At 70.1% G+C, this 12,722-nt stretch carries 11 protein-coding genes and 1 tRNA gene; 4 read left to right on the top strand and 8 right to left on the bottom strand.

The genetic code is table 11. The features are described 5' to 3' along the window. Positions 1 to 251: 251 nt before the first annotated feature. A complete protein-coding gene (locus B4E30_RS11890) occupies positions 252 to 1,709 on the bottom strand; it encodes a zinc-dependent metalloprotease (protein ID WP_071042947.1) in 1,458 nt (485 codons plus the stop codon). A gap of 126 nt (positions 1,710 to 1,835) precedes the next feature. On the opposite strand from B4E30_RS11890, the gene B4E30_RS11885 reads away from it, so the two are divergent. Both B4E30_RS11885 and B4E30_RS11880 read left to right on the top strand, forming a co-directional pair. Then, positions 1,836 to 2,954 (top strand): YlbL family protein, encoded by a 1,119-nt coding sequence (locus B4E30_RS11885; protein ID WP_071042948.1) that lies wholly within the window; start codon positions 1,836 to 1,838, stop codon positions 2,952 to 2,954. Positions 2,955 to 3,064: 110 nt separating this feature from the next. After that, a complete protein-coding gene (locus B4E30_RS11880; RefSeq protein ID WP_071042949.1) occupies positions 3,065 to 5,977 on the top strand; it encodes a UPF0182 family protein in 2,913 nt (970 codons plus the stop codon). A gap of 10 nt (positions 5,978 to 5,987) precedes the next feature. Here B4E30_RS11880 and B4E30_RS11875 read toward each other — a convergent pair whose 3' ends face one another. The 7 genes from B4E30_RS11875 to B4E30_RS11845 form a co-directional block, all read right to left on the bottom strand. Next, the gene (locus B4E30_RS11875) at positions 5,988 to 6,881 is read right to left on the bottom strand and encodes a prenyltransferase (RefSeq protein WP_194384988.1); all 894 of its coding nucleotides are present in this window, start codon (positions 6,879 to 6,881) and stop codon (positions 5,988 to 5,990) included. Then, positions 6,878 to 7,204 (bottom strand): lycopene cyclase domain-containing protein, encoded by a 327-nt coding sequence (locus B4E30_RS11870; protein WP_071042951.1) that lies wholly within the window; start codon positions 7,202 to 7,204, stop codon positions 6,878 to 6,880. Before B4E30_RS11870 ends, B4E30_RS11875 begins: the two co-directional genes overlap by 4 nt. Further along, positions 7,201 to 7,554, bottom strand: a complete 354-nt coding sequence (locus tag B4E30_RS11865) for a lycopene cyclase domain-containing protein (protein ID WP_194384989.1) — start codon at positions 7,552 to 7,554, stop codon at positions 7,201 to 7,203. Before B4E30_RS11865 ends, B4E30_RS11870 begins: the two co-directional genes overlap by 4 nt. Positions 7,555 to 7,556: 2 nt before the next feature. Next, entirely contained in the window at positions 7,557 to 9,107 is a 1,551-nt protein-coding gene (crtI, locus tag B4E30_RS11860) for a phytoene desaturase family protein (RefSeq protein WP_194384990.1), read from the bottom strand. Further along, positions 9,104 to 9,979, bottom strand: a complete 876-nt coding sequence (locus tag B4E30_RS11855) for a phytoene/squalene synthase family protein (protein ID WP_194384991.1) — start codon at positions 9,977 to 9,979, stop codon at positions 9,104 to 9,106. The genes crtI and B4E30_RS11855 overlap by 4 nt, the downstream gene beginning before the upstream one ends. Then, positions 9,976 to 11,031, bottom strand: a complete 1,056-nt coding sequence (locus B4E30_RS11850) for a polyprenyl synthetase family protein (RefSeq protein WP_194384992.1) — start codon at positions 11,029 to 11,031, stop codon at positions 9,976 to 9,978. The genes B4E30_RS11855 and B4E30_RS11850 overlap by 4 nt, the downstream gene beginning before the upstream one ends. Before the next feature lie 150 nt (positions 11,032 to 11,181). Further along, positions 11,182 to 11,255, bottom strand: a tRNA-Met gene (locus B4E30_RS11845). A gap of 102 nt (positions 11,256 to 11,357) precedes the next feature. On the opposite strand from B4E30_RS11845, the gene B4E30_RS11840 reads away from it, so the two are divergent. Together B4E30_RS11840 and B4E30_RS11835 are read left to right on the top strand one after the other, a co-directional pair. Continuing rightward, the gene (locus B4E30_RS11840) at positions 11,358 to 11,876 is read left to right on the top strand and encodes a DUF6328 family protein (protein WP_071042956.1); all 519 of its coding nucleotides are present in this window, start codon (positions 11,358 to 11,360) and stop codon (positions 11,874 to 11,876) included. Continuing rightward, positions 11,873 to 12,670 (top strand): carbon-nitrogen hydrolase family protein, encoded by a 798-nt coding sequence (locus tag B4E30_RS11835; protein WP_286795415.1) that lies wholly within the window; start codon positions 11,873 to 11,875, stop codon positions 12,668 to 12,670. The genes B4E30_RS11840 and B4E30_RS11835 overlap by 4 nt, the downstream gene beginning before the upstream one ends. Positions 12,671 to 12,722: the final 52 nt, after the last annotated feature.

Genomic DNA, 12,722 nt, shown 5'->3' with positions numbered 1-12,722 from the left:
GACGGCGTGTTCGGCGGGCAGTCCCTCCTCGAGCACGGCCAGCAGGCGGGTGTGCCAGGGCTGGTCGGCCTCGACCACCGCGACGGCGTCGGCTCCGAACTGCACCGCCGTCGGGGTGCGCCACAGCGGCGGGTGTCGGGGGTCCAGGCGCAACGGCATGCGCCGATCCTGCACGAGGAGGCGGAACGGCACCGATCGCTGTCCACAAGGCTTCCCACCCGCGTCGCTGCGAGGCGGGTGGGGAGGAGAGGTCAGACGGGGCGCGCGGGCCCGTGCGCGTCGCCGTCGGACTCGTCGCCGTCGGACTCATCACCGGGTGCGGCGTCGTCGCCCGGCGTCGTTCCCTCGGCCGTGGGACCTGGCGACGCCTCGTCGCCGGACTGAGCATCGGCGAGGAGCCTGGCGAGGGCGTCGTCCATCTCGTCGGTCGCCGGCTCCTCGCCGCGTGCGCGCGCTTCGAGACGCGCGATGAGCGCGGCGGGGTCGTCGATGTCATCGGATGTCGGCATGAGGTCGGGATAGTCCCACAGGGAATCCCGCGCCGCGGTGCCGACGGCATCGCTCACCGACCGCCACATCGCAGCCGCCTCCCGCATCCGTCGCGGGCGGAGCTCGAGTCCGACGAGCGAGCTCAGCGCCTGTTCGGCCGGCCCGCCGACCGCGCGCCGTCGCCGCACGGCCTCGGCGATGCGACCCGCGGCGGGCAGGCGCGTGACGGCGTCCTCGGTGACGACTTCGACCCATCCCTCGATCGTGGCCAGCAGACTCTCCAGGCGAGCGAGGGTCGCGTTCTGCGCGTCGGTGCGCTGGGGGAGCAGGGCCCCGCTCTCCAGCGCTCGCCGCAGCTCGTCGGGCTCGGACGGATCGAAGCGGGATGCGAGATCCTCCAGCGCGTCGGTGTCGACGTGCACGCCGCGCGCGAAGTCGGTCACCTGCGAGATCACATGCAGACGCAGCCAGCGCGCGTGACGGAACAGGCGCGCGTGCGCGAGTTCGCGCGTGGCGATGTAGAGGGCGAGCTGATCGTCCGGAACCTCCAGGCCTTCGCCGAACGCGGCGAAGTTCTGCGGCAGGATGCCGGCCTGGCCGGCCGGCATGAGCGGGATGCCCACGTCACCGCCGCTGACGACCTCCTTGGAGAGGTTGCCGACCACGGCGCCCAGCTGGGTGGCGAACAGCGAACCGCCGATGGTGCGCATGAGCTTTCCGGCACCCTGCACCAGCTGCTGCATGTCGTCGGGTGTCTGCTCCTGCAGAGCCTGCGTGAGCGCGTCGGCGATGCTCGTGGCCACCGGGGCGGCCAGCTCCTGCCACACCGGGAGGGTCGCCTCGACCCAGCCGCCGCGCGTGATCGCGCGGGGTGCGTCGGACAGTTCGGAGATGGTCGTCGCCTCGCTCAGCCACAGACCCGCCAGAGTGAATGCCTGGTCGAGGTCGGTGCGCTGCCCGGCGGTGACGCCGCGGTCGTCCTGGTTCGCGATGTGCAGGGCCTGACGCTCGGCAGCCTCCCACGAGATCGGCTGGTCGTCGCTCGCGCTGAAGGCGTCCTGGAGATGACGCATGACCGTCTGCATCATCGCCGGGTCGATGTTCATCCCGGCCATCCGCGACAGCTGCTCGGGGTCGATCCCCGCCCCGGTGCCGCCGAACAGCTGCTTGAGCAGCTCCTGGAACTCCTCTTCGGGAGTGCGGTCGTCGTCCTCTGCCACTTCAGCCGCCTTTCAGACAGGTCTGCGGGTGTTGGTCCTAGGCTAGTCAGCCGGATCATCGCTCTCCCCGGCCGGGACCCGATCGCCTTACGCCGGTCGCGAACGACCTGCACGGAAAGGCCCCTCTTGGCTCTGTTCGACGAGAACGTCACCCTCACGCCCGCCCCGCGACGCCGCGTCGCTCGCCGCACCCTGGTCGGCATCTGGGCGCTGGTCGTCGCGCTCGCCGCGCTGCTGGTCCTCACCTTCCTCCCCACCGCGTACGTGATCCAGCAGCCCGGCCCGGTCTACAACACGCTCGGGACCGCGGAGACCGCCGAGGGCGAGGAGGTGCCCCTCATCAGCGTCGAAGGAGCGCAGACCTATCCGACCGACGGCGCGCTGGACCTCCTCACCGTGCAGGTGGTGGGCAACCGCGAGCGCACCCCGTCGTGGTTCGAGCTCGCGGTGGCCTGGTTGGACGCGAGCCGTGCGGTGCTGCCGATCGATTCCGTCTACCCCGAGGGCGTATCCACCGAACAGCGCAGCGAACAGAGCGCCGCCCTCATGGTCGACTCCCAGCAGGAGGCGACCGCGGCGGCCCTCGTCGAGCTGGGCTACGACGTGAACCCCGAGTTGACCGTCGTCGAGGTGGGGGAGGATGCCGCCGCGGCGGGCCTCGTCCAGTCCGGCGACGTCGTCGTCGCCGCCGACGGGCGTGAGGTGAGGGATGTCGCGGAGCTCCGCGACGTCGTCGCCGAAGCCGAGGGCGATGCGGTCGAGCTCACGCTGCGCCGTGACGGCGAGGAGGTCGTCGAGACCGTCACGCCCGAGGCGGTCGAGGCCGACGGCGAGACGACGTGGCTGCTCGGCATCGTGCTCTCCACGTCGTTCGACTTCCCGATCGACGTGACGATCCAGCTCAACAACGTCGGCGGCCCGAGCGCCGGGATGATGTTCGCGCTCGGGATCATCGACACCCTCACCGAGGGGGAGCTCAACGGCGGTGAGAACGTGGCCGGCACGGGGACGATCACCGCCGACGGCACCGTGGGCCCCATCGGCGGCATCCGTCAGAAGCTGTACGGTGCGGCCGAGGCCGACGCGGAGTGGTTCCTGGCGCCGGATGCGAACTGCGACGAGGTGGTGGGCCACATCCCCGACGGCCTCGAGGTGTTCGCGGTGCAGGACCTCGACGACGCACTCGAGGCGCTCGCGGCGATCAGCGCCGGCGACGACACGGCGGACCTTGCGACCTGCTCGTGATCGCGCCCTGAGCTGACACAGGTCACTCTGCGGTCACGGCGCGCTGGGAGTGTCTTGAGGACCGTCGCCCGCCGGGCGTCGGCGTCGTCCGCCGTGCCTAGGATGGACAGGTGACCACGACCTCAGCGCCGAACCCGGCCACGCCTTCCCGATCCCGCCGCATCATCGGCATCACCCTCGCGATCATCGCCGCGCTCGTCGTGGCCTTCTTCGTCTTCGCGGGGCTCTACGCGGACTGGCTGTGGTTCGCCCAGCTGGGCTTCGAGGAGGTGCTGGTCACCCAGTGGGTCGCGCGCACCGTGATGTTCGTCGTGGGCTTCCTCGGAATGGCGATCCCGGTGTGGGTCACCATCCAGCTGGCATACCGACTGCGCCCGGTCTATGCGCGACTGAGCTCGCAGCTGGACCGCTATCAGGAGGTCGTCGAGCCGCTGCGCCGCCTGGCGATGTGGGGGATCCCGGTCTTCTTCGGCTTCTTCGCCGGCTTCGCCGCATCCGCGCAGTGGGAGACCACGTGGCTGTGGTTCAACGGGGTGGCCACCACGACCGTCGATCCCGAGTTCGGCCTGGACACCGGCTTCTACCTGTTCGCCCTGCCGTTCTACTCGACGCTGGTGGGGTACATCTCCGCTGTTCTCCTGATCTGCCTGCTCGTGACGGGACTGGTGTCCTACCTCTACGGATCGGTGCGGGTCGGGCAGCGCGAGCTGCGCATCTCCAAGTCGGCGCGCATCATGATCGCCGTGCTCGCGGGTCTGTACCTGCTGGTCCAGGGAGTGAGTCTCTACCTCGACCGCTTCGCGACGCTCGTCGAGCCGGGGGAGCGCATCACCGGTCCCGGGTATGTGGGCGTCAACGCCACGATCCCCGGGCTCACGATCCTCGCGATCGTCGCGGCGATCGTCGCCATCCTCTTCTTCGTCACCGCCGTCATCGGCCGCTGGCGCTTCCCGCTCATCGGAACCGCGCTCCTGGTCGTCTCGGCGATCGTCGTCGGCGTCGGCATCCCGTGGGTGGTCAACACGTTCCAGGTGCAGCCCAACCAGCTGGCGCTCGAGCGCGAGTTCTACCAGCGCAACGTCGACATGACCAAGGAGGCGTACGGCATCGACACGGTCGAGAAGACCCAGTTCGAGGCCGAGACCACCGCCGAGGCCGGACAGCTGCGCGACGACGCCGCGACCACCGCTCAGATCCGCATCATGGACCCGAGCATCATCGGCCCCACCATCCGTCAGCTCGAGCAGTACCGGGCGTTCTACCAGTTCCAGGATCCGCTGGATGTGGACCGCTACGACATCGAGGGCACGTCGCAGGACACGATCATGTCGATCCGCGAGCTGAACATCGATCAGCTCGGGGCCGCGACGTCGTGGGAGAACACCACACTGACCTACACCCACGGTTACGGACTGGTCGCGGCGGCCGGAAACGAGCGGACGCCCGACGGCGACCCGGTGTTCCTGGAGCGCGGCATCCCCGCGCAGGGCTTCCTCTCGGCGCAGGAGGACTACCAGCCGCGCGTGTACTTCGGCGAGTACTCGCCGGACTACTCGATCGTCGGCGCGCCGGAGGGTGCCGACCCGATCGAGCTGGACTATCCCACCGGCGCCGACGGGGCGTCCGAGACGCGCACGACCTTCGAAGGCGACGGCGGGCCGAGCGTGGGGAACGCCTTCAACCGGCTCATCTACGCGATGAAGTTCCAGGCCGAGCAGATCCTCTTCTCGGACGCGATCAACGAGGACTCGCAGATCCTGTACGACCGCGACCCGTCGGTGCGGGTCCAGAAGGTCGCCCCCTACCTCGAGCTCGACAGCGACCCGTACCCGACCGTCGTCGACGGACGCATCGTGTGGGTCATCGACGGCTACACGCTGAGCGCGAACTACCCGTACTCGTCGACGGTGAGCCTGTCGTCGGCGATCTCGGACTCGACCAACCCGACGCCGCGCTTCGCGCTGGATGACATCAACTACATCCGCAACTCGGTCAAGGCCACCGTCGACGCCTACGACGGTTCGGTGACCCTCTACGCGTGGGACGAGGAGGATCCGCTGCTGCAGGCGTGGCAGAAGGTGTATCCGTCGACGCTGAAGTCCTACGAGGACATGTCGGCCGAGCTGATGGCGCACGTGCGGTATCCGACGGATCTGTTCAAGGTGCAGCGCGCGATGCTGCAGGTCTACCACGTGGACACCGCGCAGTCCTTCTACCAGCGCGACAACGCGTGGGCGGTGCCGGAAGACCCGCAGAGCGACGCCGAGCTGCAGCCGCCCTACTACCTGACGATGCAGATGCCCGATCAGGAGGAGCCGTCGTACTCGATGTTCACGACGTTCATCCCGAACTCCGAGGGCGGTGCGAGCCGAAACGTGCTGATGGGCTACCTCGCGGTCGACTCGAACGCCGGTGATGAGGCGGGAAGCATCCGCGACGGCTACGGCACCCTCAGGCTGCTGGAGATCTCGGCGGACACGACCGTGCCCGGTCCAGGCCAGGTGCAGAACACGTTCGACTCCGACACTGCGGTGTCGTCGCAGATCAATCTGCTGCGCCAGGGCCAGTCCGAGGTGCTCAACGGCAACCTGCTCACCCTCCCGGTCGGTGGTGGCCTGCTCTACGTGCAGCCGGTGTTCGTGCAGGCGTCCCAGGGCACGCAGCTGCCGCAGCTGCGGAAGGTCCTCGTCGCGTTCGGTGACGACATCGCCTTCGAGGACACGCTCGACGAGGCTCTCGACGCACTGTTCGGCGGTGACTCGGGCGCGAGCGCGGGTGACGGTGACGTCGACCCGACGGATGTGCCGACGCCCGACCCGAGCGACACGGGGGACACGGGTGACACCGGAGACACCGGCGGTTCCACCCCGACGCTCGAGTACGAGGCGGCGCTGGTCGAGGCCCAGCAGGCGATGCTCGACCGCGATGCCGCGCTGCAGGCGGGCGACTGGACGGCCTACGGTGAGGCGGATGAGCGCCTCACCGCGGCCGTCGACCGGCTGATCGAGCTCGGCGGCGAGTGAGCCGACGCGGTCAGGGCGTCAGCAGCGCATACCAGATGAGCAGCAGGGTGGTCATGAAGCCACTCAGCTGGTTGATCCACAGGAAGCGGTCCCAGCCGCGGGTGGCGGTGTGCGCGGCCTCGTCGGTGGTGTTCCGATAGGGCCAGACGGCCACGAGGTACGGCACGGCGATGACGGCGCCGAGGGGGCCGGGCCACGCGGTCGCGAGCATGAGCAGGCCCGAGGCGGCGTAGCACGCGAGGGAGAAGCGCACCGTCCACCGCGCCCCGCGGACGGTGGCGATCGACGCGATGTCCGCCTCGCGGTCGGCGACGACGTCCTGCACGGCGCCGAAGGCGTGTGAGGCGACGCCCCACAGCGCGAAGGCGGCCACGATCGCCCCCAGCGGCCACGTCCACGTCGCCCCGGCGAGGACGAGGCCGTAGACGGCGGGGGAGAAGAAGTGGATGCTGCTGGTCACCGAATCGGCGAACGGCCGCTCCTTCAACCGCAGCGGCGGGGCGCTGTAGAAGACGACGAAGAACATGCTCGCCGCGAGCACGAGCGTCGCCGGCCACGAACCCACGAGCACCAGATAGACGAGGAAGGGCAGGCACGACAGCGCGGCCGCCCACAGGGTGACCCGGTGCAGCCGACGGTCGAGGATGGCTCCGTGCGCGCCCCCCTTGCGGGGGTTGCGCAGGTCGGACTCGTAGTCGAAGACGTCGTTCACCCCGTACATCGCGAGGTTGTACGGCACGAGGAAGAACAGCGTGCCGACGACGAACGTGAGATCGATCTGCCGCGCCGTGAGCAGGTAGGCGGCCGCGAACGGGTAGGCCGTGTTGATCCAGCTGACCGGTCGTGACGAGACGAACAGCTGTGCGAGCACGGTCGCGGGACGAAGCGGCGCAGGGGTGGTCATTCGGCTGCCTCCGTGGGGCGTCGGGCGGTGCGGGCCTGGAGCATCGTCCACACGGCGGGAACACCGAATGCGGCGCACAGCGGGTAGGAGAAGTCTTCCAGGGGAGCAAGCCCCACGCGAAGGCCGCTCAGATGCTCGTCGGGGTAGGTGAACAGCCCGGAGCCGATCATGATGTTGTCGAACACGGCCGTGAGCAGGCACAGCGCCACGGCGGCCAGCGCAGACGCGACCATGCGCCGCCGGAACCGGGGCAGTCGCACGGTCGCGAGGGTCACGAGAACAGTCGCCAGCGCGAAGGGCAGGACCAGCAGGGCATAGGTCACGACGGATCCGGTTCCGTCGTGGTCTCGCCGCGGCCGTCGCGTCGGCCCTGCAGCCGCAGGGCGGCGTTCCAGCACACCAGCGTCAGATAGCTGAGGAACATGAGGAACGCCACCTCCTCGAGCGGAAGATGGGGGGCGAGCTCGATTCCGACATACAGCGGACTGTCGCCCTGCACGAAGACGCCCGCGGCGATGCCGGCGAGATCCCACGCCAGGAAGAAGACGGTCCCGGCGACGGTGGCGAGGAGGGTGCGACCCGGGTGGGGTCGCAACGCCAGCCGGAACCGCACGTCGACCAGGGCGATGCCGAGGAGCGAGAAGAGGATCGCGCCCAGGTAGATCCCCGGCACTCCTAGAGCTCCACCGGCGCCGGCTCGGGAAGGGGGCCGGCGGTGCGGTCGCCGCGCAGGCGCTTGAGTACGAGCTCCGCGGAGATCAGGCACATCGGCAATCCGATCCCGGGTAGGGCCGACGTGCCGGCGTAGGCCAGGTTCGCGACTCGGCGCGACATGTTGCGGGGCCGGAACATCGCGCTCTGCCCGAGGGTGTGCGCCAGGCCCAGCGAGTTGCCGCGCCACGAGTGCAGGTCGCGGGCGAAGTCGCCCGGAGAGATGGTCCGGCGCACGACGATGCGGTCGGCGAGATCCGGGATGCCCGCCCACGAGGCGATCTGATCGATGACGCGATCGGCGGCCGCCTCGATGCGGGGGTCGCCGTCGCCCTCGGTGCCGCCGTGCCCGAGGCTCGGGTCGGCGGGGATCGGTACCAGCACGAAGAGGTTCTCGTGCCCGGCGGGGGCGACGGTGTCATCCGTCGCGCTCGGTCGGCACACGTAGATCGAGGCAGGATCGGGGATGCGCGGGCGATCGCCGAAGATGTCGTCGAAGTTCGTGCGCCAGTCATCGGTGAACAGCAGGGTGTGGTGCGCGAGCTCGGGGATCTGGCCCTCCACGCCGAGGAGCAGCAGCAGCGCTCCGGGGCTCGGGGTGCGCTTGCTCCACCAGGACTCCGGGTAGCTCTGCAGGTGGCGGGGGAGCAGCTGGGTCTCTGTGTGGTGGAGATCGGCGGTGGACACCACGAGATCGGCGGCGATCTCGCGGCCGTCGTCGAGCCGCACGCCCCGCGCGCGGGTGTCCTCGGTGACGATCGACGCGACGGGGCATCCGGTTCGGATCTCGACCCCGCGTTCGCGTGCGAGCCGCTCGATCGCCCCGATCACCGTCGTGAAGCCGCCGCGGGGGTAGAGCACGCCCTCGTCGAGGTCGAGGTGGCTCATGAGGTGATACAGGCTCGGTACAGCGTACGGGGAACCGCCGAGGAAGACGGCGGGGTAGCCGAGGATCTGCCGCAGCATCGGGTCGTCGAACCGCTTGTCGATGTGCTGCGACAGCGACCGGGTCAGGAGCGGGGCCAGCTGCGGAACGCGGCGCAGCAGGGCAGGGTCGCGCAGCCCGGCGGTCGTCTCGTAGGTGTCGTAGAGGAATCGACCGACCGCGAGGTCGTACGCGTCGCCGGCGGAATCGAGGTACGCGGCCAGGCGCTCGCCTGCTCCGGGCTCGACGCCTTCGAAGAGGGCGACGGCGGCCTCGCGACCCGATCTCACATCGATCGACGAGGTGCCGGGCGGGCCGTACACGCGGTAGGCGGGCTCGAGGGGCACGAGGTCGAGCTCGGCATCCGCTGTGGTGCCGAGCAGACGGAAGAAGTGGTCGAAGACCTCGGGCATGAGGTACCAGCTGGGGCCGGTGTCGAAGCGGAATCCGCCCTGCTCCCACGACCCGGCACGGCCGCCGAGTTCGTCTCGCGCTTCGAGGAGGATGACGTCGTGGCCCTCCTCGGCGAGGAGCGCGGCCGTCGCGAGCCCGGCGATTCCTCCGCCGATGACGATCGTGCGCTGCGTCATGACGTTCGTGCTCCTCTCGGTGCGAACCCGAGCCAGGCGCGGGCCGCCAGTCGGGCCTTCACGGGATCGGGGACGCGCACACGGGAGTGCGTGTCATCACCGGCACGCCGGAGCCGCAGCGACAGCTCGCCGAACAGATCGTGCGCGGCGGTGACGGCGCGGCGACAGTCCGACGGCAGCTTCGGCACGACCGCCGCGGCCGCAGCGAGGTCGCCGTCGATGCGGTCGAGAACCGTCGTGCGCGTCGCGGTGCCGGCGTCGATTCCGAGGTAGTCGCGACCGAGCGCATCCTCGTCGAAGTCGAGGTCGCGCAGGAAGTTGACGTCCTGGAACGCTGCGCCGAGCCGCCTGGCGCCGTCGACGAGGTCCGCGGGGGCAGGCTCGGGATGCGGCTTGCCCGCGTTGACGAAGACCTGGAGGCACATCAGGCCCACGACCTCTGCGGACCCGTACACGTAGCTGTCGTGGGACGAGGCATCGTGCTCGCGCGTGGTGATGTCCACGCGCATCGACTGGAAGAACGGCTCGATCAGATCGCGGCCGATCCCGCACTCGCGTGCGGTTCGCGCGAACGCGTGCACGATGAGATTCGAGCTGAAGCCCCTGCCGATAGCGGTGCAGGTCTCGGTCTCCAGATCATCCAGGATGCGCCGCTGGGCTCCGGCGTCGAGGCCGGCGCTCTCGCCGGGGCCGTCGACGATCTCGTCGGCCACCCGCACCAGCGCGTAGATGTTGCGCACGTGGGGCCGCGGTCGCGGCCCGAGCAGCCGACATGCCAGGGCGAACGAGGTCGAGTAGCGGGAGATCACAGCGGCGGCGGCCGCCTCGGCGGTGCGGTCGTAGAGCGCGAGGCCGGTGGGGGCGGTGCTCACGGGATCCGACCCGTCACCTGTTCGGCGAGGTCTCCGAGGAGGTTCCTCGCGGCCGGGGGAAGCACGGGATCGCCGGCTTGGCGGAGAGCGTCGGCGAGGGTGTCGTCGATGACCGTGCGAAGGCGCGAGCGTGCTCCGCTGCGCTCGAGCAGACGCTGCGCCTGTCGGACGGCAACCGGACCGGTGTGGGCGACGGCGACCGCCGCGTCGACCCGCGCCCATTCCGCGCTCTCGCGCGCGTAGGCGATGAGCGGCGTGCGCTTGGCCTCCCGCAGGTCGACGCCCTCGTCCCTGCCGGCGGCCTGGGCGGTGCCGAAGGCGCCGATCAGGTCGTCGACGAGCTGGAACGCGAGCCCGACGCGCCCACCCGCCGCGCCGATGCGGTCCACGGCGAGCGGGGACGCGTCGGCGAGCAGGGCGCCGGCGCGCAGCGGTGCGGAGAACGAGTAGACCGCGGTCTTGTTGTAGGCCGCGGCGAAGATCGAGGCGCTGTCGGCCACGTCGGCGGCGACGGCGTTGCCGACGTCGGCGAGCTCCCCGGCTGCCGAGACGTAGACCGCATCGTCGAACTGGTCCAACAGCGCGCGCCTCACCGGCTCCGGGGTGGGCGAGAGGGCGATGATCCGCTGGGCCTCGTGGAGCAGCAGGTCACCGGCGAGAATGCCCGCCGCATCGCCGAGGAGTGCGGCGCCGCCGGCGTCGGCCCCGGTGTCGAGAGCGCGCGCGCGGAACTCGCCGCCGATGTTGGGGATGCCTCGGCGCACCGTGTCGTGGTCGATGACGTCGTCATGGGCGACGAAGGCGGTGTGGAGCAGCTCGTAGGCCGCGGCGACGTCGTAGACGCCGAGCGCGTCGGCATCCGCACCGCCGAAGGCGCGGAACGAGGCGACGACCAGCGCGGGACGGAATCTCTTGCCCCCGCCGGCGGCGCGCTCGATGGCCGCCCCCAGCGCCTCCATGTCCCCGCCGAGTCCCGATGCGCGGCGCCGCACGCGGGCGAGGCTGCGGGCGATGGCGTCATCGGTCTCCGCCCGAGCGTCGGTGTCGATCATCGGCGCCTTTCCACATTGCTAGTTTGCCTAGCAATACCTCTTGAAGACCGATGCTACCGGGCGCCGAGGGCGGTGTCCACGCGGCTGTTCCGTGCGCGCCGAAGGTATGACGAAGGCCCCGAATCCAAAGGGATCCGGGGCCTTCTCTCGTTGCGGGGACAGGATTTGAACCTGCGACCTCTGGGTTATGAGCCCAGCGAGCTACCGAACTGCTCCACCCCGCGGCACAAGAGAAAAGCCTAGCACGGCCGTGAAGGGGTGTCGAATCAGCACCGACGATGCGTGCGCGCGTTGCCTCGCCGCGATGCTGTCGAGAGGATGGCGGCATGCCCGATCCTTCCGCCCCCGTGGACCGCGACGACCGTCGCGACGGCCGTGACGAGACGCCGTACGAGCGTGCCGACCGCAATTGGAACGAGATGCTCCAGGAGCTGCGGGTGTTGCAGACCGGGGCGCAGATCCTGGCGGGTTTTCTGCTGGCGCTGGCGTTCCAACCCGCCTTCCCGGACCTCACGGCGGGGCAGCGCGTGCTCTACCTGTGTCTGGTCGTGCTCGCCGGAGTGACGTCGATCACCGCCCTTGCGCCCGTCGCACTGCATCGGCTGCTCTTCCAGCAGCGCGCGAAGGTCGAGGTGGTGACGCTCGGACACATCGCGGTGATCGTCGCGCTCGGTCTGGTGGCGGCGCTCATCGTCGGGGTGGTCGCTTTCGTCTTCGACGTCGTGCTCGGCGGTTCGGCCGCGTGGATCATCCTCGGCGCGCTCGGGACGCTCGTGATCGTCACCTGGATCGCTGCGCCGTTCGTGGTGCGAGCGCGTCGTCGCACGCGGGAGGAGAGCACATGAGTGTCGCCGTCGGCGTCGCGCAGTTCGCTCCTGCGGCCGATACCGCCCGGAATGTCGCAGAGATCGGCGAGCTCGCCGCCGTCGCCGCCGAGCGCGGCGCGCGAGTGGTCGTCTTTCCGGAGTACTCCAGTTACTTCATCGATCCGTTCGACGCCTCGCTCCGCGATCACGCGGAGCCGGTGGACGGCCCGTTCACCGCGGCACTGCGCGACATCGCCGCGGCGGAAGGGGTGACGATCGTCGCCGGTCTCCTCGAAACCGGCGACGGCGACCGTGTGCGAAACACCGTCGTCGCCGTCGATGAGACGGGAGTCGTCGCGTCGTATCGGAAGCTCCACCTCTACGACGCCTTCGGTCAGCGCGAATCGGACTGGGTGGAGCCGGGCGAGATCGCCGAGCCGCCGGTCTTCGCCGTCGACGGACTCCGCTTCGGAATCATGACCTGCTATGACCTCCGCTTTCCCGAGGTGACGCGCCTGCTCGCCGACGCCGGCGCCGAGGCGGTGCTGGTGGCGGCCGAGTGGGTGCGGGGTCCCCTCAAGGAGCACCACTGGCGCACCCTGCTGCACGCTCGAGCCATCGAGAACACCGTCTTCGTCGCGGCGTCGGATCACCCGCCGCCGCTCGGCGTCGGTCACTCGACGGTCGTCGATCCGCAGGGCGTCGAGGTCGCCGCGGTCGGCACGGGCACGGGCGTGGCCGTGGCGCACCTCGATCCGGAGGCGATCTCGCGGGTCCGAAGGGTCAACCCGGCCCTGGCGCTGCGCCGGTTCACCGTCGTGCCCCGCGGCTGAGCCGCCGGGAGCACGCGAGGCCGGCAATGCGCGGGCTCAGCCCATCGCCGCC

Origin of the sequence: Microbacterium sp. UBA3394, assembly GCF_002358725.1 — a bacterium.
Taxonomy (GTDB): Bacteria; Actinomycetota; Actinomycetes; order Actinomycetales; family Microbacteriaceae; genus Microbacterium; species Microbacterium luteum.
The sequence above is the reverse complement of the archived record's forward strand: the minus strand, read 5'-3'. Positions and strand labels throughout refer to the sequence as shown.

Bases quoted from the DNA above. Each gene is read 5' to 3' on its own strand.
- B4E30_RS11875 (WP_194384988.1), bottom strand. From the start codon at position 6,881: ATGACCACCCCTGCGCCGCTTCGTCCCGCGACCGTGCTCGCACAGCTG.
- crtI (WP_194384990.1), bottom strand. From the start codon at position 9,107: ATGACGCAGCGCACGATCGTCATCGGCGGAGGAATCGCCGGGCTCGCG.
- B4E30_RS11850 (WP_194384992.1), bottom strand. From the start codon at position 11,031: ATGATCGACACCGACGCTCGGGCGGAGACCGATGACGCCATCGCCCGC.
- B4E30_RS11840 (WP_071042956.1), top strand. From the start codon at position 11,358: ATGCCCGATCCTTCCGCCCCCGTGGACCGCGACGACCGTCGCGACGGC.
- B4E30_RS11835 (WP_286795415.1), top strand. From the start codon at position 11,873: ATGAGTGTCGCCGTCGGCGTCGCGCAGTTCGCTCCTGCGGCCGATACC.